Below are 24,004 nucleotides of genomic sequence, written 5' to 3' on the forward strand. Positions count from 1 at the left end.
GGCTTGCGGCTTTAGCCGTGGGAGTGTCAAAGGAACTTGCGACGAAAGGAATCACATATCATGACGAATCAACAAACGAAGGTGATTGAACTCAAGCGAGACAATGGTCAAGCGACCGACTACTGGGTCAGTTACCAGATGGGGCGCACGCTGTATCAGGTATCCGTGCAAGAGCAAGCTGATGGTCAAACGGATGAAGGGGAGGTCATCAAAGAACGTTTTCCGTTTTATTTCGGGATGAAGAAACGAATGCTTGAGTTAGCAGAAGCGAAAGAAGCCCTTGGGTTTCGACCGTTGATCGAAGGGGAGAAAGCAGCGCCCATCATCGAGGAAGAGGAAGCGCAGCTCGATCCTGCTTTCTTTAAGCCCGCTATTAGGTACGCTTGGTTGATGCTTGGTCTCGGCATTCTTCTCTTCCTCCTTCCTTCGCCGATCCTAAACGGACTCGCGTTCGGACTCGGCTTATACGTATGGTATGAGACGTTCGGACAGCCGGGAATGCCGCGCAGCTATCAAAGGTATTTCCACGGCATGCTTGCGGGATTGACGATCTTACAGGTGCTATCAGCGATTGAGTTGGAGCGATTTACACAACCATATTATGCGACAATTTGTGTGCTATCTGCGATTGTATTGGTGCTGCTCGTCGTTCAGCACCGCTTGAAAGAGACCGATCAAATCGGTCAGGAGGAAAGTGTTCGGGTTAGGAAAATGAAAGACATCGATCTTGATCGTTTAGATGATTGAACACGAGTAAATAGGGATCGTCGAATGAACGAAAGCAGGCAGAGAGATCCGCCTGCTTTTTTCTTTGTGTTGAAACAAGTCTATTTGTTTAGTAAAATGAGTTCACATTTTACTACTGTTCAGAGGAGTGAGGAAACATGGCAAGTATTCGAGAGGTGGCAAAATTAGCTGGTGTGTCGATTGCGACGGTTTCGCGTGTGTTGAATGCGGATGAGAAGTTATCAGTCAGTCCAGAAACCAGAGATAAGGTGTTGCAAACGGCAAAACAATTGAACTATAGTCCGCGGCAAAAAAAATCGTATAACCAGCGGATTGCGACCGTTGGCTTGGTGACGACGGTCAACGAAATACAAGAAATTGATGATCCTTATTTCAGGGCAATTCGTCGCGGCATCGAAAGTGAAGCAGAACGCCAAAAAGTAAGTGTCAATAAGGTCATTCGTCTATCTGAGAAAAAGGCGGACCTCGAAGGATTGAATCATCTAGGAGCGATTTTAGTGCTAGGTACCGTTGCGCCAGACATGTTAGAAGTCTTATATCAAAAAAATCCGAACATCATCGTGATTGATGACTCCCAAGCAGATGCGCGGTTTGATGCCGTCTATTCTGATTTTAAAAGTGCGACGATTGCGAGTCTCGAGCACTTTTATGAGCTCGGTCATCGACAGATCGCGTTCATCGGTGGTCATCGTGTCATCATGAATCAAAACGGTGAGTCGTTCATGAGTGAAGAAGAGGATCGCTATCAGACGTACGTCTCTTGGATGAAACAAAAAGAATTGTCTGAGCATATATACGGTCTGCTTGGGGAATGGAAAACACTCGAAGGACTTCGGCTAGGGGAGCAACTGACTGAACATCGGGATGTCACCGCGGTACTCGTCGCCAGTGATCCGATGGCAGTCGGTGTGTACCGGGCATTCCAGCGAAACGGTCATCAGATACCGGAAGACATCTCCATCTCGAGCTTTGATGATATCGAAATCGCCGAATTTTTAACACCTTCCTTAACGACAGTGAAGGTCGAAACAGAAGAGTTAGGAAAGTTCGCCATCAAAATGGCTTTGGAACGAATTCGTGGCGAACGTCATCTGCCCATCCGCCTCATGATTCCCGCACAACTGATCAAACGAGAAAGTGTATCTCCTAAAAATTGAAAATAGTGTTGACAAAGTGTTTACTAAACTTTAAATTATAGATATGTTTAGTAAACGCTTTTTTATTTTGGCTCAAAATGAAAGCGTCATCAATTGAGGGGGTTGGGTTTTGGAACTGATTCATGTTAACGAAACAGAAGGTATATTTCACTTAACAAATCGTCATTACAGCTATATCCTTCGTATCGAAGAAGGACAGGTCGTCGCCCAGGAGTATTTCGGTCAGCCAATCAAAACGTATCATGGAGCGCGAAAATACCCACGGATTGATCGATCGTTTTCACCTAACTTTCCGGATGCTACGGATCGATTGTTCTCGCTCGATACGCTCCTGCAAGAGTATCCCGGTTATGGGACGGGGGATTATCGTTCACCAGCGCAACAGATCAAACACGAAGATGGGTCAGATGTAACAGACTTTCGCTATCGCTCATATGAGCGAATCAACGGAAAACCGAAGCTGGATGGTCTTCCCGCCACCTATATCGAAATGGAGGAAGAGGCGGAGACGCTCGTCTTGATATTAGAAGATGCAAAGGAAGAACTCGAGTTGCATCTAGCATATACCGTCTTTCGAGATCGACCGATCTTATCGCGATCCGTTCAGTTGCATAACGTCGGTACGAAAACACATGACATCCAAAAACTGATGAGTCTGTCACTGGATCTCCCGTCTCAACAATTAGAATGTCTGACGTTGAATGGTACGTGGGGGCGTGAGCGGATGATGGAACGAGAGACGATTACACGAGGCATTAAAGTGTTTGACAGTAAACGTGGTTCGAGTAGCCACCAAATGAATCCGTTTCTTGCGATCGTCTCACCGGAGGCGACGGAGTACAGCGGGGAAGTCGTCGGGTTCAGCTTGGTCTATAGCGGGAGTCATCAAATGACGGTCGAGAAGGATCCCTATGGACAGACGCGGATTCAACTCGGGATCAATCCATTCGGTTTCCAGTGGCAACTGAATCCAGGCGAGTGTTTTCAAACGCCAGAAGTCAACATCTCCTACAGCCAACACGGCATGATGCAAATGTCGCAAGCCTTTCACGCACTGTATCGCGAGCGCTTGGCGCGCGGAAACTTCCGTGACGCTGATCGTCCGGTTCTGATCAATAACTGGGAAGCAACGTACTTTGATTTTGATGAAACGAAAATCAAGCAAATCATGGAGGAAAGCGCGGCTCTTGGCATCGAATTGTTCGTGCTGGATGACGGCTGGTTCGGACGACGAGATGACGATTATTCCTCACTCGGAGATTGGTTTGAATATCAAGAAAAAATACCGAACGGTCTGAAACATCTCGCGGATCATGCCCATGCTCAAAAGATGCAATTCGGGTTATGGTTCGAGCCGGAAATGATTTCAAGGAACAGCCAACTGTTTCGAAATCATCCGGACTGGACAATCCATATTCCAGGTCGTGGACGATCCAAAGGACGAGATCAGTACGTCCTGGATTTCAGTCGAAAAGAGGTGCGAGACAATATCATCGAACAGATGACAGCTGTGCTTGACGCAGTCGAGATTGATTACATCAAATGGGACTTCAACCGGAACGTCACGGAAGTTTTTTCGACCGCGTTACCAAGCGAGTTGCAAGGCGAACTGCTGCATCGCTATGTGCTCGGACTCTATGAAGTACTGGAGTTCTTGACTGCGCGTTATCCGCATATCCTGTTCGAGAGTTGTTCCGGTGGCGGCGGTCGTTTTGATCCAGGGATGTTGTATTACATGCCGCAAACATGGACGAGTGACAACACGGACGCCGTCGCGCGTCTGAAGATTCAGCACGGTACGAGCATGGTCTATCCGATCTCGTCGATGGGCGCACACGTCTCTGCGGTCCCGAATCATCAAACGCATCGCAAGACGAGTCTTGAGATGCGAGGTCACGTTGCGATGGCGGGTGTATTCGGATATGAACTTGATGCGACACGGTTGTCGGAACAGGAGAAGGCGATCGTCAAACAGCAAATCGCGTTTTACAAAACGCATCGGCGTACGCTCCAATACGGAACGTTTTATCGGTTGGAGAGTGCGTTCACGAGCAATCATCCAGCTTGGATGTTCGTCTCACAGAAGCAAGACGAGATCATCGTCTGTGATGTCACCATCTTGAGTGAAGCTGCGGCACCGATTCGGACGCTGAAATTGAGCAGTCTCGATCCTCAAGCAATCTACGAATTAGAAGGAGTTCGTTACGGCGGAGATGAGCTCATGTACGTCGGATTATATGTTCCACCAACCGTCAACGGAGATTTTGACAGCCGGTTATATGTCTTGAAAAAAATACAAGAACATTCAGGAGGCAATCATGTTGAATAAGTCGATGAAATTAGGAATGGCAGGCATTCTCTCGTCTTCATTATTGTTTGGAGCAGGTTGTACGATGGGAGCAAATTCGGATCAGACCGAGATTGAGTTCTTTTCACAAAAAGTCGAGATGAAAGCGACGTTAGACCAAATCATCAAGGATTTCGAGAAAAAGAATCCCGACATCGATGTGAAGCTGACGAGTGTCAGTAATGCCGGTACCGTTTTAAAAACAAGGATTGCTGGTGGTGATGTTCCGGACATCGTTCATACTTATCCGCAAAACGCGGATTTCAAAGGGTGGGCAGCAGACGGGAAGTTCGTTGATTTATCGAAGGAGTCGTTTTTAGGAAATCTTAAAGATGGTGCCGCAGAGTCGTATGCCGTTGATGGAAAAGTTTACTCGTTACCGCTGAACTCGAACGCCTGGGGCTTCTTCTACAATAAGACGAAATTCGATGAGCTTGGTCTACAGCCACCAAAAACGTGGGATGAGATGAAGGAAGTCGTCGCAAAAATCAAAGACGCTGGCGAGACACCGTTTGCGAGCGCATTGACGACAGAAGACTCTTGGACGGTGAATGGATATCATCAACTCGCCTGGGCGACAGTCACAGGTGGATTCAAACAAACACAGGATGCACTAAAGAACAGCCCGAAAAATGGCATCAAGGTCGGAGATCCGAACTTTGAAGCGGTCGCGAACGAATTGAGTCTCGTCAGTGGAAATACGCAAAAGAATGCGAACGGTGCTTCGTACAGCGATGCGGTCGCCGTGTTTGCGAATCAAGAAGCGTTGATTTTCCCGAACGGCATCTGGGCACTTCCTGTCATCCGGGACCAACAGCCTGATTTTGAAGTCAGCATGTTCGCGTACCCAGGAAAACAAGCGGGAGAAGAGATGACGGTCGGAGCAGCCGATTTAGCGTTATCTGTCTCAGCGTCAGGATCGAAAAAAGAGCAGGCAGCTTCGAAGAAGTTCTTGTCGTACTTAACCGAAGGGGACGTCATGCAGAAATACTATGATAAGGATGGCTCGCCAACGTCCGTCAAAGCCGTAAAGGCAGACGGATCCTTCAAAGAAACAAAAGCTGTCTCGGATCTTGTCTTCTCGGATAAACAAATCATCTGGTTGCATTCCGAGTGGCCGTCGGAAGAAGAGTTCTGGCATTTGACGGTGGATTATATGAATAAAGGGGATAAGAAGAAGCTTTCGAATGATCTCAACACGTTCTTCAATGAAATGAAATAATCGAAAGGGAGTTGCCTCCATGAAAGAAAAAGGATTCGTCAACCGCTACTGGCCCTATCTCTTCATTATCGTGCCGCTCTTACTTCAAATTATATTTTTCTTCATTCCCTTGGTTCAAGGTGTCATCTTCAGCTTCACCGACTGGACAGGCTTGACTAGCTCCTATCACTTCATCGGGATTGATAATTATATCTCGATTTTATCAGACACACGTTTCCGGGATAGCATCGGCTTTACGTTACTCTTTACGATCGGTCTCGTCGCTGGTCAAATCGTACTCGGCATCGCGATTGCTAAATTATTGAACCGTAAAATCAAAGGAGTCGGGCTGTTTCGGACAGCCTACTTCTTTCCTGCTGTCATCAGCACCGTCACACTCGGCTTGATTTTTAAGCAGTTCTTCAACTACGGGCTCGTACCGCTCGGTGAATACTTACAGACCGAATGGCTGTCGCAAAGCTTGATCGCAAACGAAGGAACGGCCTTCTGGGGTCTACTCTTCGTCGCGCTTTGGCAAGGGGTCGCGATTCCTGTCGTCATCTTCTTAGCGAATCTTCAAAGCATTCCGAACGAGATTCGTGAAGCGGCGTCCATTGACGGAGCGAATGCATGGCAGACATTTAAAAAAATTGAACTGCCTTTCCTATCGCCAGCGATCAGTATCGTCTTGATCCTCGCCATGAAGGCGGGTTTGACTGCGTTTGATTTAATCTACGCGTTAACGGGTGGAGGACCAAGTGGCTCGACGACATCTCTCGGACTACTCGTCTACAACTATGCGTTCAAAAATAATCAGTTCGGTTATGCCAGTGCGATTGCGATCGTACTGTTCATCATCATCGCAATCGTTTCGGTCATTCAAATCAATTCGTCCAAACGGTTCGAAGTTTAAGGAGGGCATCATGAAAAAAGATCGCATTCATATTCCGACCTATCTATTTTTGTCCATCGGACTCGTATTGATTGCTCTACCGATGTATCTGACGATTTTGAATTCCTTCAAAGAAACGCGTCAAATCACCGGCGGTTTCTTTGAGTGGCCAGATCCATTCACGTTCAATAACTTCCAGCGGTTGTGGGATGATGGTGTCGTTCAGTACTTCGCGAACTCGATGCTCATCACGACTTCGGCGATCGCGCTGATCATCCTGATTGTGCCGATGGCTGCTTTTGCGTTGGCACGTACGATGGATCGAAGTCGTGTGTTTCAAGGCATCTACATCTTTTTAATCATCGGGATTTTCGTTCCGTTTCAAGTCATCATGATTCCGATCACTTCGATGATGTCAGGACTCGGTTTATCTAGTAAATTCGGCTTGATCCTGTTGTATTTGACGTACGCGGTGCCACAATCGTTGTTCCTTTACGCAGGATATGTAAAAACCGTCATTCCGAAAGAACTCGATGAAGCGGCAGCGATTGACGGGAGCGGGAAGTTCAACACGTACTTCAAGATCATCTTCCCGATGATGAAACCGATGCATGCGACAGTGTTGATCTTAAATGCACTCTGGATTTGGAACGATTTCCTCTTGCCGTTGCTTCTGCTGAACCGCGACGAGTCAACTTGGACCTTGCCTTTGTTCCAATTCAACTATCAGGGGCAGTACTTTAGTGATTTTGGTCCTTCGTTCGCGTCGTATGTGGTCGGCATCGTATCGATCCTCGTCGTGTATCTCTTTTTCCAGCGCCATATCATTGACGGGATGGCAAATGGCTCAATTAAATAATGAACTGAGAAAGCATGTGTTCGACATTCGAGTCGGATGCATGTTTTTGTATGAGGAAATAAAAGGAAAACAAAATTGGGATGGAGAATAGATTACCGTGTTAAAGAAGTGAACATAACAAAATATTGAAAAGAGGAAAAAGAGATATGGAAGTACAGTGGAACGATAAGACTATCCTTGAACTCATACTCATCGTCTGGGTGATCGGCGCCATCGTCATCATCGTGAGTCAGGCACGGAGTAAGAAAAGCTTGAAAGCTAGCTTGATCAGTGGAACAATCATCAATCTTCTCTATACGACGGGTATTTCATTACTGTGGTTTTACACGATTGCTGTCGATGGGATCAGTCAGGTGTTGTTCGTCTTTTTCTTTGTCGGCATCTTTACGATCCTTGAGTTTCTGTTCGTGATCGTTCTGTTGTTCGTCAAACGCAATAAAACAACGATCTCTTGAGAAGTGTAATTTCAGAATTTCACCGATTGAATCGAGAATCATCCGACATTCAATCAGACGATAGAAGGATTAGAGGCGATATCGTGTTGAATCGGAACAGATCAAAGAAGGAATCGTTTTATGTACGACGCAAGGACATCATCTACATATTAGCAAAGTGCTTCTTCGTAAAAACCCCATTTACGAGAAGCGCTTTTTTTATATATGGAGTTAAATCATATTGAACTTATATCTTTACATTTTTCTTCCAGTCCTTTATGCTACAATAAAGTTCAATTAAATTTAACTATTGAAAAAGGAGGAAGACGATTGAATAAGCAACTATTTCTCTTGCTACTTGGTAGAATTCTGATGAACATATCAGACAGTTTTTATATGATTGCCATCGTTTGGTTCGTCAAGACGACGACGAATTCGCCATTCCTGGTCGGATTAACGAGTACGATTGCTGTGTTACCCGTGACGCTTCAATTTTTGTACGGTCCGATCATTGATCGCTATTCGAAACAGAAAATCCTCTTTTTCTCAGGCGTCGGGCAAGCTGTTTTGGTCGGAACCATCACCTTACTTTATTTTAACGAGGCACTCTGGATTCCATTGCTGTTCGTCATACTGTTTTTAGCGTTAACATTAGCGGAAATCTCGTATCCAACCGAAAATACGCTCATCGAGCGGCTGGCATCAAAAGATCAGTTGACAAAGGTCAATTCGGTGTTCGCCTTTTCTTATCAAACGCTTGATTTGATTGCCGATGCGTTAGCAGGTATCGTGATTTTGTTTGTCGGCGTTGGAATCGTATTCGCTGCGAATAGTGTCGTACTGCTAGGGATCGGGTTCTTATTTTTGTTCATACTCAAAGTACCATCTTCGAAAAAGGAACAACCCATTTCTTTACGAAACTTTTGGCAACAGTATAAGCATGACTTCAAGGAAGGGTTCTATGTCGTCCAAAAGCAAAAAAAGCTCTTGGCAATCGTATATGGCATCATCGGGATGAATTTTCTTGCGACGATGGGACTTGCGGTGTTACCGATCATTTCTGAGACATCAGCGGAGTATGGGTTTTGGTTAGCAGCGATTTCACTCGGAACGATGATCGGGACATTGGTATCAAGTCGTTTAGAGACATTTGCCCTCAATCGTGTCATGCCGATTGCGGCGCTTCTATCCGGCCTTTTTTGGGTCAGTGCGTTTTTAATAAATGATGCTGGGGTGCTACCCATCGTCTTATTTGGAATCGCTTGGATCGGGATTGGGGTGATTAGCATTTACCTGTATACGCTCATCCAAGTCAATCTTCCGTCAGACTATTTGGGAACAGGTTTTTCGTTTATCTCTTCTATACTCGGATCCTTAAGTCCACTCGGATATTTCGCGGGAGGCATGTTCGGAGAATGGTTTTCTAGTACGGCGATCTTATTGATCTCTGGCATCGGCTATTTTGGCTTTGCTGGCTATTTCTTACTTCACCCGACACTTAGAGCGTTAACGACACCTGTCAGCACGAGATTCGAGAAGACTGCTGAAGAAAAAATAAAGGTCAATCAATAAATTCAAACAAAGTTAGTTTACATAATGAAGTGGGGGAAGATACGCGTCTTCTTCTACTTTTTTTGTAATTATGCAATCGATTGCATCCGTATGCTCACTTAACATTCAGGAAAAGGAATCATATTTCTTGCAAAAAACTAGTTTTTATTTCACACGATTTATGCAAAAATAGAACACAACAAACTGCGAGAATTTTTAGAAAAGTGAATGACTAGACTATTCATCCTTTTGAGTAGAAGAGAGAAGTCATCGTTTTTCGAATTCTAAATAACTTATTTTTTGTAAGCCTGGAGGGGAACGTATGAAATTGTTGAAGATGTGGAACCAAATCAGTTTAGTGAAACAAATCGCGATTGGCTTGATCGTAGGGATTATTTTAGCCGTCACGATTCCTGAAGTAGCGAGTTCTTTGACCATCTTTGGAACATTATTTGTTTCCTCACTAAAGGCAGTCGCGCCGATTTTGGTCTTTTTCCTAGTTATGGCTTCGATTGTGCAACATAAAAAGGGACAGCAAACGAACATGAAATCGATCATCGTTTTATATCTGCTCGGTACGTTCTTAGCCGGGGCGATTGCGGTCGTCATCAGCTTCCTGTTCCCGGTCACGATTACACTCAAAGAGAGCACAGAGGAACTGACAGCACCGGGTAACGCAGTCGAAGTCCTGAAGACACTCGTCCTCAACATGGTCGATAATCCGGTCAATGCATTAGTCCAAGCAAACTACATCGGCATTCTGACATGGGCGATCATCTTAGGGCTAGCGCTTAAAAATGCCTCAGATTCAACGAAAACGTTCATCTCGAACTTCTCAGATGCACTTGCGAAAATGGTTGGATGGATCATCAAGCTTGCTCCGCTCGGTATCATGGGGCTTGTCATTGGTTCGATTACGGAGAACGGTCTCTCGTCACTTGTTGATTACGTGAGCTTACTAGGATTACTGATTGGTACGATGCTTGTCATGGCACTGATCGTCAATCCATTGATCGTCTACATCAATGTTCGTCAAAACCCATATCCGCTCGTCTTCAAATGTCTACGTGAGAGTGGGATCACGGCCTTCTTCACACGAAGTTCTGCAGCGAATATTCCAGTCAACATGGAATTGTCTAAGAGGCTCGGTCTCGATAAAGAGACGTACGGGATTTCAATTCCGCTTGGTGCAACAATCAACATGGCGGGAGCAGCGATTACGATTACGGTTCTGACACTTGCTGCCGTCAATACACTTGGCATTCAAGTAGATATTCCGACAGCCATTATCTTAAGTGTCCTTGCTGCTGTCTGTGCGTGTGGCGCATCTGGTGTCGCTGGCGGATCATTGCTCTTGATTCCGCTCGCATGTAGCTTATTCGGGATTCCGAATGACGTTGCGATGCAAGTCGTCGCTGTCGGATTCGTCATCGGAGTATTGCAAGATTCATTTGAGACAGCGCTCAACTCGTCAACAGACGTTCTATTTACGGCGACAGCTGATTACAGAAAACGTTTGAAAGAAGGCGAGCAACTGTCAATCAATCGTCAGTCGATGAATGAAGCTGTTTCTGAAAAGGTCGTCAACGGCTGATCAGCTTTTCTATCATCATGATCTAAATAAGAAAAAGGCATCCCAGCTGAGGATGCCTTTTCTTATAGACAAATTAACCTTCTCCTAAAGCAACGTACTTTTTTAATTTCCCTTTGAAACTCACGAGCAGAATTTCCTTTCTTTCTTTAGTAGAGTATAGGACGGTACCCTTAGAGAGTTTCGTAGCAGTCCCATTCTCAAAATCGTCTTTATCGGAATTCCTTCTTTTAATTTCTCCGACTTTTTCTTTCTGAGTGACTTCAGTTTTCTCTGCCCATGCTACATCTGATTTATAGATCGTATCATTGAATTGAAAAATGTCTGCTTTAGAATCTTCGCTCAATACTTCGGATGCGGTCGGTTTTTCACTAGTACTTTGCATTATCTCTTCATTATTACAACCAACTAATATCCATACAGCCATAATCGAGAAAGCGCATAATAAAACGACTTTTTTCATAACATAACCTCTTTCCCGTTTTGTAAGTTATTCCATGTCGACACACGTTAACGTCAACTGTTCTTCACGGTTGCCATCCCATTTGATTCGGAGATGGTACGTGTCACTCGCTTTAAAGAGTTGTAAGCATGCAATTAATAAGGTTCGCTTGAATAAGCGCTTGGACATGAAGGTCACCTCTGAACAGCAGTTTCCTTTAGTCTAGCAAATTCGGATATCTGTTCTACTGAGGATTCTATAAGAAAAGGGAATCCGTTTTCAGGATATCCAGCGTCCGATCTGCTCACCCATCTTGACGCTACGTTCGATGCCTGGTGCGAGTTCGACGGTGTCCGGTGGCAAGACGAGGATGACGGTCGAACCGAATGAGAAGTAGCCGAACTCTGCACCACGCTCCAGCAGTCGTCCTTGATGTGTCTGAACAATCGTATTGACGTTCAGTGCACCGACCATGACGTGCTCGATCGCGCGATGATCGACTTGCAGACGCGTGACCCGACGATAGTTGCGTGTCAGCGGACGTTTGCTGAATCGTAGCCCCATGTCATTGACGGGTGCCGATTCTCGCCCAAGTGTATAACTCGTCGTGATTTCGCCCGTGACTGGCGAGTGGACACGGTGGTAGTCGGTCGGACTCAAATAGAAAATCAAGGCGACTCCGTTCGCGTAATCCTGGGCGCGTTCGCTCGAGCCGATCAGCTCAGCAACGGTATAGTCCTGTCCTTTGATTGTAAACCGACTATCTTGAGTTAACGCCGGGACCATGGAGAGGACGACGTCACTCGGACTGACGAAAGCATCTGGTGCCGATGCGGTTGGTCGCATACTGGGACGTAACTCGCGTACGAAACAATCGTGCAGCGACGTGAACGAATCGACGGACTTCAGCGCTTGATTCGTCTGAATGTGATAGGTGCGAATGAAAGGTCGGATGAGCGGTTTACTAAAGCGACTCATCGCAAACCGTTGTAGTGTGTTCGCGACAACTGGTCGAGCATTTAAGTGGACGATCGTATCAAAGATGGCTTTCTTCATGAGGTAAAAACTCCTTTAAGTTGTAATCTACCTCTTAGGATCCGGTCGAATTCTGTTGATAGACGGAGTCGTTTTCTTAAGTTTGTCTTAAGAAAAACACGTACCGAAGATGCGGCACGTGTCAGAACGTCATGATTTTCGAGATAATAAATAGAGTAGAGGTCCGAACGCACCAATCACGAGGGTGATGATCGCCCAAAGCGGAAAGCTTCGTCCGGTACGACGTGTATCATGGCGGAGCCAAACGATGATGAAGAGGGCGCAGAGAATCAGATCGACGAAAATCTGGAGCGTCGCCGTGTTTTGTGTCGCTTCAGCAAAAATGCCAAGTACACCAAAGTCAATTATCGAAAACGCAGTTAAAACAGCGAACGCGATCGTAATGACGAGCAATAAAGGTTTCGGGATGGTGTCTACAAACGAAGCTTGAGATTCTTTCATGAAGGATCCTCCTTGTAAGTGTAGTGTTTACTACAAATAAATGTAGCGCGTACTACAATATAACGTCAATCGAGGATATGTAGAAGGAAAGTTATTACCCTGATCCGTCAAATAACAAAATGTGATGCTGTTAAATTTGGTATAATACGGAAAAAGAAACATAGGATGATGAGAAGGGATGGAGCGAACATATGAAGGTAAAGCGATTGCGAACAATCTTCGCCTGTAGTGCGGCTGTAGCCGTATTGATGAGTGGAGCGAGTATCGGAAGTGGAAGCAGTCTTGTCGAAGCAAAAGTGGTCCAGACGAAAAAAGCGTTCGATTATAAAAAATACCGTGCCGATCAATTGAAGGTCATCACGAAGTACGGCAACATCTTATCGGATCTTAGCTCCAAATCCCCAATCAAAATTCCTTCTTATTATCAAAATGAAGCATATCGGACTGCGGTCGAGCAGTATAATCCGAAAGTAGAAAAATACGATTCAGATAACGTGAAGGAGTCAAGAAAAATCAGAGCGATGCGGGTCGATTTAAAAGCAGTCGATACCTCGTCTGAGAAAAAAGCGTTCGATAAACGAATGGCCGCAATGAAAAAAGAAGTCAAACGACTCGTCAAGGTCGAGCAGGCATTAGCGAAGGAAAGCAAACCACTGTATCAAGAAGTCATGGATTACGAGCGACAGCAAATGGAAGCATTCGTCGCCCAATATGGACCGATTGATCCGGCTTTGACGTTGATTAAATCACTTCCATACGTACAGGAACTCGAACGAAAACTGATCAAGAAAAAAATCAGTAAGCAAGACCGGATAGAGCGCGTAGATCGCGCAGCTGAAGCGATGGTACGAGAACGTGAGACGTCGAGTGAGCGCGTTGGACCGGAACGTGGGAAAGTGACGATCTTGATTTACGAGAATAAATTCGAGGAAGCAGCAGTTATCTTTGAAGAAGCGAAACAGCTGACGAAAGATGAGAACGCCCGACTGGATCTTGCTTTCAAGAAGATCATCAATCGCTTTTTAAAATGAAGCATCCTTCGTGGATGCTTTTTTGCGTAGTGCCCGTTTCTTAAAATCGAGTATGATGGAAAGGGAAGGAGTCGATCGGATATGGATAAATTTGAACAGAAGCGACAGGACTATACGCATCACATCGCACAAGCGACGTTAGCTTCAAGCATCAAGGAGATGAGTCTGAAGAAGATGGCGACCGCTGCCGGGACGAGTGACCGGATGCTGATGCATTATTTCAAGGATAAACAAGATATCGAGACCGCCGTGTTGACTGCGATCAGTCAAGAACTGATTAATTTACTACAGCAACCGGATCTAAAACTCGAGTTCACGGCATTCGTCCGTTTTCTGCGACAAGCAATCGATGAGCCACTAATCAAGCCATATTTGAATCTCTGGTTCGAGATCACCCATCTTGCGACGAGTCAGGGGGCACCGTATACGTCGATTACGCGGACGATCGGGGAGTCATTCGACAACTGGATTAAACAGATTTATGTGCCGGCAGAAGGAGAAGATGTCGAACAGCAGACTGCTTTGCTCTTTGTCTTTACTGAGGGGCTCGTCGTCTTGAATAAGATCGGCTTACAAGAGCGGATGGACGCGGCGGTTGAGGCGATGATTGATCTATACGAAAGAGCATGAATTTCATAAATCATCTTCGATTTCAATCCATACTTGATAGAATACCTCTGTATCGAGTGGGAAAATCGCGGTATGAACTCGAAATTTAGAGACTTGTGCTAAATAAAAGGCAAGAATCGTCGCGACTTTAAAATCAGGGGTGCAATATCCGGTGATTGAACGACCGTGGATCTCATTTGCAATCGAGTCTGCCCAAACTTCGGCTTCACGAGATGTCTCGAACTGAATCATCTCTTCCTTCCAACGAATCGCCATCTTCACGTCCTCCTCTACTGTAGTTAATGTTTGTATATGGAAGAAATAGTGTGTTATTCAAGGGGGAACGTCAGACATGAGTCGTTTTGGAATACATCAGGAAGTAATCAATCCGCCGCTCGGTGCCGCCTTCATCGGTTATCACCGAGAAGTCGGTGTCGCAAGCATACACGATCCGCTATTTGTCACAGCGAGTATCTTTGAAAGTGAGCAGACGACATCGGTTTTCGTCAGCATCGATAACATCGGGTTGCTCGTCGCAGATACCGATACTATCCGTGAAGGCATCGCGGACCAGCTAGACGTGTCGAAGGAACAGATCATGGTCGTTTACACGCATACACATTCAGGACCAGCGACAGCAGGAAACGAACCGTTGACCGTCGCCTATAAAACGATCTTGACGCAACAAGCGATCGTTTCTGCTGTCAAAGCAAGCGAAGCGATGCAGTCGGTCGAGATGGGTTGGGGTGTGACGTCTGGAAAACTCGGCGTCAATCGACGAGAGAAAATAAATGGTCACGCGGTGATGGGGACGGATCCGCTTGGGATGACGGATGACCGAATCGGAACACTGTTGGTTCGCCGTGCCGATAATGCGAGTCTCATCGGAGCCTTCGTTTTCTGTACAGCGCATCCGAATGTCTTGAAATCAGACAGTATCGTCTTATCCGGTGATTATCCGGGTGTCGCTCGAACGATACTCGAACAGGCACTCGGCTGTCCAGTCGTGATCGTCCAGGGGGCGACGGGGAACATCAATGCGATATATCGTGGTGACCTAGCAAGTCTACAGAAGATGGCGTTTGTTCTAAGTGGACACGTCTTAACGACGATTCCAGACGTATCGTTTCAACCGTTAACGCACCACCGGATTCAGTCGGTTATTTATCCGATGCGCTTAACCGAAGTACCGGCTACGAACGAATTGCAAGACATGGCAACTTACGCTGAACAGACTTGGAACGTCAGCGCAGCACGATGGTTGGCGTACGTCCAAGAGCAATCGGGAACAACACTCACCATCCCGGTCGAAGTTCAATTGCTTGAACTAAATGATGGTTCGTTCTCAGGCATCCCGATGGAGCCGTTCTGTGAGACAGCGCTACAGATAAAGCGATTCCGTCAAACTGAACTCGCCTTTTTCGGAGGCTATACGAACGGTTACATTGGTTATTTGCCGACAGCGGAAGAACATCCGTATGGTGGGTACGAAGTGGCAATCAATCCCGTCGTCTACGGTCCAGTGACGGGTCTTTGGATGCCGCCTGTACCGGAAACAGCGAACGACATCGTGAGTCACATCCGTCAACTCTATGAAATAAACAACAACCCGGCTTCTCTCGTCTGAGAGGCCGGGTTCTTATGATTACGACTTGATTTTTTTGATGATCCAGAATAAAGCGAAAACAAATCCGCATGTTAGGAAGATGAATAAAAAGAGCAGAATGAGTAAGTTAGACATTTGTAGCATCGGAGACCTCCGTGAATAGGTATAACATTATTTTCGAGCGAGTCGAATGATATTAGGGTAACATACCATTTATGGAAAAAACGCTTTACAATAACGGTTTTGCAGATTTTTCTAAAAAATGGGTATGTTCGAAAGACCTATGAGCGATTTAGATGGAACTCTGACCGAACCGTTTGAAGTGCATGCTGATAGAGTTCCGTTAACGAACAGTCGAGATGACGACGCACCAATCGCTCCATCATCAAGGTGCCTCCGTCGCGTAATATCGCAGGTAATACCGATTCCGTCACTGACTTGGAATCGATCGACTGGATGCCAAGGGCGAGGAGATATCCGAACGTATACGGAAAATTATAGAATGGTAAATCGGTCACGTAATAATGCGGAGTCCATATCCAGGCGCTACGAGGATGGTGCAGCTGGAGTCCATCGAATACTTCATCATAGGTATTCACCATCAAAAGAGAGAAATCGATGTCCTGTTGTTTTTGGTGCGCCTCATATAGCTGCTGCTCAAATAAATAACGGACATCAAGAATCAAAACGTTCATCATGCTGCGGCGAATCCGTTGGTTCCGAACATCTTCTTGCAAAGCAGCGTCCCCAATCTGATCGAGATGATCAAGGACAAGTATCTCGGCGAACGTCGATGCTGTCTCAGCGATTGACATCGGATAACTACGCAAGAGGGATGGAGCACCGTGCAACACGTGATTGTGATAGGCGTGTCCTAGTTCATGGGCGAGCGCAAGTAACGAAACGAGACTCTCGTCATAGGCGATCAAGATGCGAGATGCTTTGGAAGTTGGAAACGAAGCGCAAAAGGAAACACCATGCTCTTGATCTGGAATGACTTGTATCCATTGTTTCTCGAAGCACGATGTCGCGAACGAAGCCATCTCGATACTCGAAGAAGCAAAACTATCGATGATGAGGCGACGGGCGACTTCCCATGAAAACCGTTCCGAACTCTTTTGATGCCACACATCATAACTGTTCCATGATGTCGCTTGCGTCAGCTGTTGCATGGCAGAGTGAAGTGAGTGACGTTCTTGTCGGACAGTCGCCCACATCTCGTGTAGATCCTCGACCTGTAAGTGATTCGCTGTCGCTGCGACATGCAACAATCCCTCCGGCGTCGGTGCGAGCTGTTGAAGTCGAATCGAAGCGATGTCACGATAGATTTCTTCGAATTCGACTTGCTGAAGTCGACATGCTTCCTCCAATCCTTCAAATCCAGCTCGACGAACCGCTGGATCAGCATGACTTCTCAATTGAATCGCCTCTGATAGCGACAGTGGTTCCTCGCGTTCTTCAATATGTACTTTTAATCGTTGTGTTGCAGCTGCGTATCGTTGTCGTAATGGTAAAAGATCTGCGACAACTTCAAGCATTGGTGTGTTCCGCCAAAATTGAAGCAGTTCGCTTAGGGAAGCATTCGTCACATCAAGTAGGATCTTGTCGAAGACATCGATGGAAGCTTCGTGTAAGTAGCGGTGAAACGCATCTTTAGCTTTCATAAAACGTTTTTTATAGACATGAAGTTTCTGTAACGGCCATTCTACCGAAGGAGAATCGACACATGTGATGTACGAATCGAGTTCAGAGCAGAGAGCGAGTCCATCTCCTACTAACGAACAGCGAAGAAGCGGATATTGATGAAATTCAAATGTATCAAGTCGATACAGCATTTCGTCCATCTGTTCGAACTCATCGTTAAATCCATCTGAAGGGGTGACAGGCGTTAAATCCCAAGTGAGGGGAAGTGACATGTGCAATGCATTCCTTTCTAAACAAAATGACGTATTCAAATCAGGTTTTTTCCTTATAATGGTAGTATAACCTAGTGCTGAAAAGTATGAAAACGAATCCTACAAAGCATGAATAACCAGTGATGAGTGAGGTGGAGGCGAATGAAGAAACTGATCGGAACAATCGTGACGGTGTATCTCCTGTTGAGTGTACCCTCGCTGTTAGGAATCGGACGCGTTATTGATTGGGTACCTGAAGCAACAGTATTGCAGATCATTCATGTGACGGTCGTGGAAGCCTTAACAGAGGACTTCTTCTTGAAAAGTACGATCTCAATCACGATTAGTCTCTTTATCCGAACCTTTTTAATCAAGCGAACATACACATGATGCCATCATCTTTACCTTGTCACATGGCGTTATTCGTTCGTATACTTAGTTCAACTACATATCAATTGGTTTTCTAGGGTTCCGTAGCTATCAGCTGGACTGGTCCGAGAGAAAACGTATGATTTTCGAATCATATACACGGAAGGAGAAAAGCCTGGGAGATGTCGTCACGACGTCCCTCGGGCTTTTTCTTATGAAGAGGAGGAATAAAACATGAAAGTTTATGAACAAGGAGCAGTAACCATTTACCAGAGCGCACTTTGGAAAACGACGAGCACGATCTACGAGGGGGAACAATTCATTCTGCTTGTCGATCCGACATGGTTGCCGCAAGAGGTCGAGGAGATTCGCAGCCATGTCGAGCGAATCCGCCGAGAACGACCGCTGTATCTTTTATTCACGCACGGCGACTTTGATCACATCATCGGCTACGGTGCTTTTCCGGATGCTCAGGTCATTGGAAGTGAAAAGATGCAGCATCATCCGAAAAAAGACTATAAGTTAGGGTTGATTGCTGACTTCGATCGCGAATATTATATCGATCGCTCGTATCCGATCACGTTTCCGACGATTGATCATGTCATTTCAAGGAATGGTCAACAGTTGATGATCGGAGAGACGACATTGACGTTCTACTTGGCACCCGGCCATACACAAGATGGGCTCTTTACTGTCATTGAACCAGCAGGTGTTTGGATTACAGGTGATTATCTATCGGATTTTGAACTACCCTATTTATTTGATAGTGCCAAAGCGTATCTGAAGACACTGGACCAAGCAGAGGAAATCGTTGATCGTCATGGCATCACTTTATTGATTCCCGGGCATGGTGCCTGGACGACTAATCCGAACGATATGAGAGAACGGACACAGCAAGGGCGCGCTTATCTAACGCGATTAATCGAAGCCGTACGGATGGACGATGCCTTGATGATGGAGAAAATCGGACAAGAAATGGACTATCCGTCATCCTTTACAAGAGAATGTCATCAAGAAAATATCGCAATCATTAAGAAGGAACTAGCATTCCTGTAAGATAGGGGGGAATTTCCATTGAAATGTGAAACTTTTTAAAAATGATTACGTTTATTAGGTATAATCGGTCTACTAAAAGGAGAAGGTATGATGAGAAAAAGAATCGGCGCCATTGCTCTAGCGAGCGGCATGTTGATACTCGGAGGTTGCGGAATAGCGGCAACACAAACCGATTTATTTGAACAACAAGGTACATACCTAGGAGATAACAGTAACGTACGAGATATCGTCCAACAGCTACCTCATGGCGATCAGTTGAAGAAAATGGAACTGTCGACGAAGGATAAGCCGTATCAACTGACGTTACGTTATGCTGGATATGAAGAAGGACAGGTCGAACAAAAAAGCAATCGTACGGCAATCTACAATGCAACAGCACTGTTCACATTGATTCCGAATGTCGACCGCGTCAACATGACGATAGAGGATGCTTCGTATCACTTTACGAAACAACAGCTGCGCGATTGGTATGGAAAAGACTTTACGACGTACGATAATGAGAAAGCACTGAAGGCGTTCACCAAGCCTTTTATCGAAGATTCGAAGAAAGTAAACGACTTATTGAACTGAACCGACCGAGCACGCTCTTAAAAAGGAGTGTGCTTTTTTGTTGATTCATTCCCATAAGTTGTAAAAAGTACTTTGCATTACAGAGTAATTCAGTTTATCGTTAAGGAACTGACACATCCAGAATAAGGAAGGGGTTGTACGAGATGGAAATCGATAAAGAATTATTAAAGGGGCACGTCGACACGATCATCTTGTCGTTGCTGAACGAACAAGACCGATACGGATATGAAATCGCGAAGACGATCCGGCAAACGTCAGACGAGCAGTTCGAACTGAAAGAGGCGACACTCTATTTGTCACTCAAACGACTCGAGAAAAAAGGCTTCGTCACATCCTATTGGAGTGACGAAGCAGCGGGCGGCGGACGACGTAAATATTATACGCTGACGATTGAAGGAAAAATCCTTCTTGCGAAAAAACGACTTGAATGGCGTTTTCTGAAGCAACTACTCCCGAAGTTTCTTGAAGAGGGAGACGGTGCGCTTGAATAAACTCGATCATTTCGTCCGTGACTTGTATCAAGGTGCGGATGTGACGGATCCGGAAATCATCGACGTCATGGAAGAGACGCGAAGCCATCTTGAACAATCGGTGCGAGACTTGATGATTCAAGGTTATTCGGAAGAAGAAGCGACGAAGCTTTCAATGTATCGCTACGGTAGTAAGGAACATGTCGATCAGCTCTTGACGTGGGTCTATCGAAAAGAGCGGACGTTCGCTTCGTGGTTGCTCCGCATCGGAATCAGCATCGCCGCTGCAACGATAGTGTTCTTTATCGGCACGATGATGTTGAGCCAGCATCAGTCGCTCGCCTATGCGGATGCCTTTTATGGCAATGAACGCTCGATCGAAGCGTATGAACGTCTTCTAGAAGATCATCTATTGCTTGTATCGATTTCCGGACAAGACGCTGTATCCTCGCGAGACTTCACCATTCATAAAGGGATTTGGTTACCGGAGTTGTTCACTTCACACGGCATGTATCTGATTGACGAACAGCACCTGACGACGACAGAAAGCTTTGACGTCACGAAATTTGGTGCCGTGCTCATGTTGATCGGCATGACGATCTATCTCGTGACATCCGTTATTTGGAGCATCATCAAGCTCCATCATGCAGGACGATTGCATCTATTAAGTATCGTCTCAGTCGTATTCTTTAATGTACTGGGTTATTGGTTTTGGGCATTACGAAAATAGGAGGAGTTATATGTTGCAGCAAATCAATCTCATTTGGTCGCAAGCATTCACGGTGAAACGATGCGCGTTATATCTTCTGATCATTCTCGGGTTACCGGCGCTTCAATTCAGTTTCATTTATGAAGGCTATCAATTCTTCTTACCGATCGAAGTATTCGAGGAGACGCTATCAGGAACGATCCCAATGCTGTTTCCGGTACTAGCGATCTTGATTTTCTTACCAATCTTCATCGCTGAATACAAGGATAACTATCTGACATATGTCCGAACACGTGCGAGTCTAAAGGATTATCTGCTTGCGGTCGGTTTCGTCAATGCGCTGCTGACAGGACTCGTGTTCTTTTTTATGACGATCGTGACGTTCGTCCTCATTCATTATGTCGAACCAATCATCGGTCTCGTTGACTATTGGTCGCTCAGCGAAAAGACGTATGAGACCTCAAATACATTTTCGTTCTTGGCGGACATTCATCCGTTACTCTATTCCGTTCTCTATGGTGCTTGGATCGGACTCAACGGAGCAGCGTACGCGACGCTTGCTTATCTGTTGATTTTGGCGCTCGAACAAGTCTATCTCGCAATTTCGTTACCGTTCGTCGCTTATCATATCTTTAATTTTGTCGCGGGTATCATGCAAGCACCACAGTTCTCGCCCATCAGTACGGTCTTTCCGTTTAATATCACGGAACAACCGCTTTGGACGGTGTTCGTGCCGTTTGCTATTTTGATCGTCGTTAACATCACGCTCTATCTGACGATGATTCGACCGAAACCGGAGTGGATCTTCCAATCATGAATAGGACACGAAACATTTCGATTGTACTGAACAGTCTATTCATCCTCGTGATCAGCTACGTCGCATGGTATAGACGACAAGAAGTTCTGTCCGAGGCACAAGAATTCGGCAAAGACGTCAACGCGTGGGACATCACATTTGCGATTCAAAATGATATGTACCTAATCCTCTTTTTCCTGATGCCGTTACTGCTATTCCTCTCGTTTCGAACGATTGAACAGCAGTATGATCCGACGATTTTGATTCGGGTTGGCTCATTTCGGAACTGGGTGTACTACTCGACAAAACGGTATGTACGCGCTGTCCTGACACTGTTCGGATTCGTCTTGTTGCTGAGTCTTCTTAGTGCCGTTGATCAACCGTTTACGTTGCAGTGGAGTCCATATAGTCAACTTGCAACGAGTGGTAACATCAGTCATTATCTCATTGCGACTTTCCATTCACCCCTGTCAGTGATTTTATTACAACCGATTCTGTGGTTGCTTACGAGCATTGTCCTACATGGATTGATGTGTCTTATGTTTCTGTTGCACGAAAAGCGTAATGGCTTGTTGCTACAGGCGGCAGGGGTAGTGATTTGGTGTATCTTCAGTTTTAAATCATCGTTTGGAATCGGGAAGTTCTTGTCACCCGCCACGTATTTCTCTGTCGGGTCTATATCCTTCAGGATGCAACCCTGGATGGCACTCGTTATCCTCAGTCTTGTGATCGCGCTGATCTATCTACTGGCACAATGGATGCAATCGCTCCGTCAACTATTGACTTCGCGAAAGGAGTTCTTACCGTATCTCGTCTATGCGATGCTTGCGAGTCTGTACATTTTACTGAGTAGCAGCCGAGCGTCGGCGGATCTGCAAACGATCGGTGATTTGTTCGTCGTCGTATTTTACGGTGTCAGCGCGGAGGACAGTTCGTTTCTCCAACTCGCGTCGCATCTGATCCTTTTCTTCGGACTCGCTTACTTAAGTCAATTGCGTCTGCAGGATCAAATGACGGCAATCGGACCATACACGTGGATGCGTTACCAACGACTCGAGAAATGGGCGCTCCATGTCTTCGCTAAGGAAGGACGCTTTTATCTACTGACGCTGACGTTTCTGATCATCGGAACGATAGGGATCGGAATATTACAAGGCGTATCGCTGTCGCTTTCGACTAGTCTTTTATCAATTTCACCGATGCACTTGCTGCTGCAACTGATCGGTATCTCGATGCTCCAACTGATGCTCTATTCACTCTTGAGCTTCATCTTACTGTGGCAATTTCCAGACGGATACGCGACGCTCGGTTTGTTCGGCGTCTTACCGGTTTTCTTACTACCGAACTTCAATCAGTATGGCATCTTTCCGTCCGGATTGAATGGATTCGCCCAGTTGCAGTCGTTTAGTCTGACACATCTCTTGATCGTTTTGTTGATCTATGTTGGGCTTTCACTTGTCTGGTTATATGTTCTGTTTCAAAAAAGCATTCGGATATAAGGAGGACGTATCATGGAAATGATTAAGCTCGAGCAGGTCACGAAGGGGTATCAAGGCAATCCGCTATTCGAAGACGTCGATTTGACGATTCAAAAAGGAGACATCGTTGGCATCACGGGACCGAACGGTTCAGGAAAATCAGTCTTATTCAAGATGATTTGCGGTTTCATCCATCCAGACGCGGGAACGATCACCGTCCGGAATGAACAGCTTGGTCCGGCACGACGCTTTCCGGAAAACGTCGGCGTCATCATCGATCGACCAGGTTATATCGCCCATAAATCAGGATTTGAGAACTTAAAGCAACTCGCAGCGATCCGAAAAGTGATCACAGATGCTGACATCGAACAAGCGATGCGGACCGTCGGCTTACAGCCCGGCAATCGTCAAAAGGTCAAACAGTATTCGCTCGGAATGAAACAAAAGCTCGCGATTGCGCAAGCGATCATGGAACAGCAGGATATCTTGATTTTGGATGAGGCATTCAATGCACTCGATCACGATAGTGTCTTGCGTCTGCGGGAGCTCTTATTGTCGTTCAAAAAAGACGGCAAGACGATCATCTTGACGAGTCACAATCAACAGGACATCGACGCACTGTGCGACTCCGTCTACCGCATCAATCAGGGGCGGCTCGAATTGGTTAGTTAACACAAACAGGGAGTGGATCAACGAT

Annotated in this window: 26 protein-coding genes and 1 riboswitch; of the genes, 20 read left to right on the top strand and 6 right to left on the bottom strand. The window is 45.8% G+C overall.

The features are described from left to right. Window positions 1–60 precede the first annotated feature (60 nt). From ACZGCQ_RS03960 to sstT, 9 genes are all read left to right on the top strand, one after another. Complete coding sequence (locus ACZGCQ_RS03960; RefSeq protein ID WP_481265510.1) at window positions 61–747, top strand: hypothetical protein; 687 nt, start codon at window positions 61–63, stop codon at window positions 745–747. A 137-nt stretch (window positions 748–884) separates the two neighbouring features. Beyond that, a complete protein-coding gene (locus tag ACZGCQ_RS03965; protein ID WP_481265511.1) occupies window positions 885–1,904 on the top strand; it encodes a LacI family DNA-binding transcriptional regulator in 1,020 nt (339 codons plus the stop codon). 115 nt (window positions 1,905–2,019) lie between these two features. Next, window positions 2,020–4,233 (top strand): alpha-galactosidase, encoded by a 2,214-nt coding sequence (locus ACZGCQ_RS03970; RefSeq protein ID WP_481266365.1) that lies wholly within the window; start codon window positions 2,020–2,022, stop codon window positions 4,231–4,233. 4 nt (window positions 4,234–4,237) lie between these two features. Continuing rightward, a complete protein-coding gene (locus tag ACZGCQ_RS03975; protein WP_481265512.1) occupies window positions 4,238–5,473 on the top strand; it encodes an extracellular solute-binding protein in 1,236 nt (411 codons plus the stop codon). Between the two features lie 19 nt (window positions 5,474–5,492). Next, window positions 5,493–6,365, top strand: coding sequence for a carbohydrate ABC transporter permease (locus tag ACZGCQ_RS03980; RefSeq protein WP_481265513.1), 873 nt, complete (start codon window positions 5,493–5,495; stop codon window positions 6,363–6,365). A 10-nt stretch (window positions 6,366–6,375) separates the two neighbouring features. Next, entirely contained in the window at window positions 6,376–7,203 is an 828-nt protein-coding gene (locus ACZGCQ_RS03985; RefSeq protein ID WP_215084343.1) for a carbohydrate ABC transporter permease, read from the top strand. A 146-nt stretch (window positions 7,204–7,349) separates the two neighbouring features. Further along, window positions 7,350–7,658: a hypothetical protein gene (locus ACZGCQ_RS03990; protein WP_481265514.1), complete on the top strand. Its 309-nt coding sequence runs from the start codon at window positions 7,350–7,352 to the stop codon at window positions 7,656–7,658. Window positions 7,659–7,967: 309 nt separating this feature from the next. Then, the gene (locus tag ACZGCQ_RS03995; protein ID WP_481265515.1) at window positions 7,968–9,209 is read left to right on the top strand and encodes an MFS transporter; all 1,242 of its coding nucleotides are present in this window, start codon (window positions 7,968–7,970) and stop codon (window positions 9,207–9,209) included. Between the two features lie 301 nt (window positions 9,210–9,510). Beyond that, window positions 9,511–10,782 (top strand): serine/threonine transporter SstT, encoded by a 1,272-nt coding sequence (gene sstT, locus ACZGCQ_RS04000; RefSeq protein ID WP_481265516.1) that lies wholly within the window; start codon window positions 9,511–9,513, stop codon window positions 10,780–10,782. 73 nt (window positions 10,783–10,855) lie between these two features. Here the strand turns inward: sstT and ACZGCQ_RS04005 are convergent, their stop codons facing one another. From ACZGCQ_RS04005 to ACZGCQ_RS04020, 4 genes are all read right to left on the bottom strand, one after another. After that, window positions 10,856–11,242 carry a hypothetical protein gene (locus ACZGCQ_RS04005; protein ID WP_481265517.1) on the bottom strand — a complete coding sequence of 129 codons (387 nt, stop codon included), beginning with the start codon at window positions 11,240–11,242 and terminating at the stop codon, window positions 10,856–10,858. 27 nt (window positions 11,243–11,269) lie between these two features. Next, a complete protein-coding gene (locus tag ACZGCQ_RS04010; RefSeq protein ID WP_481265518.1) occupies window positions 11,270–11,410 on the bottom strand; it encodes a hypothetical protein in 141 nt (46 codons plus the stop codon). A gap of 90 nt (window positions 11,411–11,500) precedes the next feature. Next, window positions 11,501–12,277 carry a phosphatidylserine decarboxylase gene (locus ACZGCQ_RS04015; RefSeq protein ID WP_481265519.1) on the bottom strand — a complete coding sequence of 259 codons (777 nt, stop codon included), beginning with the start codon at window positions 12,275–12,277 and terminating at the stop codon, window positions 11,501–11,503. Window positions 12,278–12,406: 129 nt separating this feature from the next. Next, window positions 12,407–12,718: a DUF2834 domain-containing protein gene (locus ACZGCQ_RS04020; RefSeq protein ID WP_481265520.1), complete on the bottom strand. Its 312-nt coding sequence runs from the start codon at window positions 12,716–12,718 to the stop codon at window positions 12,407–12,409. Between the two features lie 206 nt (window positions 12,719–12,924). Here ACZGCQ_RS04020 and ACZGCQ_RS04025 point away from each other — a divergent pair, with 206 nt between their 5' ends. Next, on the top strand, window positions 12,925–13,749 hold the full coding sequence (locus ACZGCQ_RS04025) for a hypothetical protein (protein WP_481265521.1): 825 nt from the start codon (window positions 12,925–12,927) through the stop codon (window positions 13,747–13,749). A gap of 81 nt (window positions 13,750–13,830) precedes the next feature. Further along, entirely contained in the window at window positions 13,831–14,379 is a 549-nt protein-coding gene (locus ACZGCQ_RS04030; protein ID WP_481265522.1) for a hypothetical protein, read from the top strand. A gap of 3 nt (window positions 14,380–14,382) precedes the next feature. Here ACZGCQ_RS04030 and ACZGCQ_RS04035 read toward each other — a convergent pair whose 3' ends face one another. Next, window positions 14,383–14,628, bottom strand: a complete 246-nt coding sequence (locus tag ACZGCQ_RS04035; RefSeq protein WP_481266366.1) for a hypothetical protein — start codon at window positions 14,626–14,628, stop codon at window positions 14,383–14,385. Window positions 14,629–14,710: 82 nt separating this feature from the next. On the opposite strand from ACZGCQ_RS04035, the gene ACZGCQ_RS04040 reads away from it, so the two are divergent. Then, window positions 14,711–15,985 (top strand): neutral/alkaline non-lysosomal ceramidase N-terminal domain-containing protein, encoded by a 1,275-nt coding sequence (locus ACZGCQ_RS04040; protein ID WP_481265523.1) that lies wholly within the window; start codon window positions 14,711–14,713, stop codon window positions 15,983–15,985. 260 nt (window positions 15,986–16,245) lie between these two features. Here ACZGCQ_RS04040 and ACZGCQ_RS04045 read toward each other — a convergent pair whose 3' ends face one another. Next, window positions 16,246–17,880: a M3 family metallopeptidase gene (locus tag ACZGCQ_RS04045; RefSeq protein ID WP_481265524.1), complete on the bottom strand. Its 1,635-nt coding sequence runs from the start codon at window positions 17,878–17,880 to the stop codon at window positions 16,246–16,248. A 141-nt stretch (window positions 17,881–18,021) separates the two neighbouring features. Here ACZGCQ_RS04045 and ACZGCQ_RS04050 point away from each other — a divergent pair, with 141 nt between their 5' ends. The 8 genes from ACZGCQ_RS04050 (at window position 18,022) to ACZGCQ_RS04085 (ending at window position 23,979) form a co-directional block, all read left to right on the top strand. Beyond that, on the top strand, window positions 18,022–18,249 hold the full coding sequence (locus ACZGCQ_RS04050; protein WP_481265525.1) for a hypothetical protein: 228 nt from the start codon (window positions 18,022–18,024) through the stop codon (window positions 18,247–18,249). Window positions 18,250–18,311: 62 nt separating this feature from the next. Beyond that, window positions 18,312–18,412: riboswitch (guanidine-I (ykkC/yxkD leader) on the top strand. Window positions 18,413–18,462: 50 nt separating this feature from the next. Beyond that, window positions 18,463–19,284, top strand: a complete 822-nt coding sequence (locus ACZGCQ_RS04055) for an MBL fold metallo-hydrolase (protein WP_481265526.1) — start codon at window positions 18,463–18,465, stop codon at window positions 19,282–19,284. A gap of 90 nt (window positions 19,285–19,374) precedes the next feature. After that, window positions 19,375–19,854 (top strand): DUF4825 domain-containing protein, encoded by a 480-nt coding sequence (locus ACZGCQ_RS04060; RefSeq protein ID WP_481265527.1) that lies wholly within the window; start codon window positions 19,375–19,377, stop codon window positions 19,852–19,854. 143 nt (window positions 19,855–19,997) lie between these two features. Continuing rightward, entirely contained in the window at window positions 19,998–20,345 is a 348-nt protein-coding gene (locus ACZGCQ_RS04065; protein WP_481265528.1) for a PadR family transcriptional regulator, read from the top strand. Next, window positions 20,332–21,054 carry a hypothetical protein gene (locus ACZGCQ_RS04070; RefSeq protein WP_481265529.1) on the top strand — a complete coding sequence of 241 codons (723 nt, stop codon included), beginning with the start codon at window positions 20,332–20,334 and terminating at the stop codon, window positions 21,052–21,054. Before ACZGCQ_RS04065 ends, ACZGCQ_RS04070 begins: the two co-directional genes overlap by 14 nt. A 10-nt stretch (window positions 21,055–21,064) precedes the next feature. Next, entirely contained in the window at window positions 21,065–21,850 is a 786-nt protein-coding gene (locus tag ACZGCQ_RS04075; protein ID WP_481265530.1) for an ABC transporter permease, read from the top strand. Further along, window positions 21,847–23,328, top strand: a complete 1,482-nt coding sequence (locus ACZGCQ_RS04080; protein ID WP_481265531.1) for a hypothetical protein — start codon at window positions 21,847–21,849, stop codon at window positions 23,326–23,328. The genes ACZGCQ_RS04075 and ACZGCQ_RS04080 overlap by 4 nt, the downstream gene beginning before the upstream one ends. A gap of 12 nt (window positions 23,329–23,340) precedes the next feature. Further along, complete coding sequence (locus ACZGCQ_RS04085; protein ID WP_481265532.1) at window positions 23,341–23,979, top strand: ATP-binding cassette domain-containing protein; 639 nt, start codon at window positions 23,341–23,343, stop codon at window positions 23,977–23,979. Window positions 23,980–24,004 lie beyond the last annotated feature (25 nt).

Source organism: Exiguobacterium sp. HSB13, from assembly GCF_056764755.1.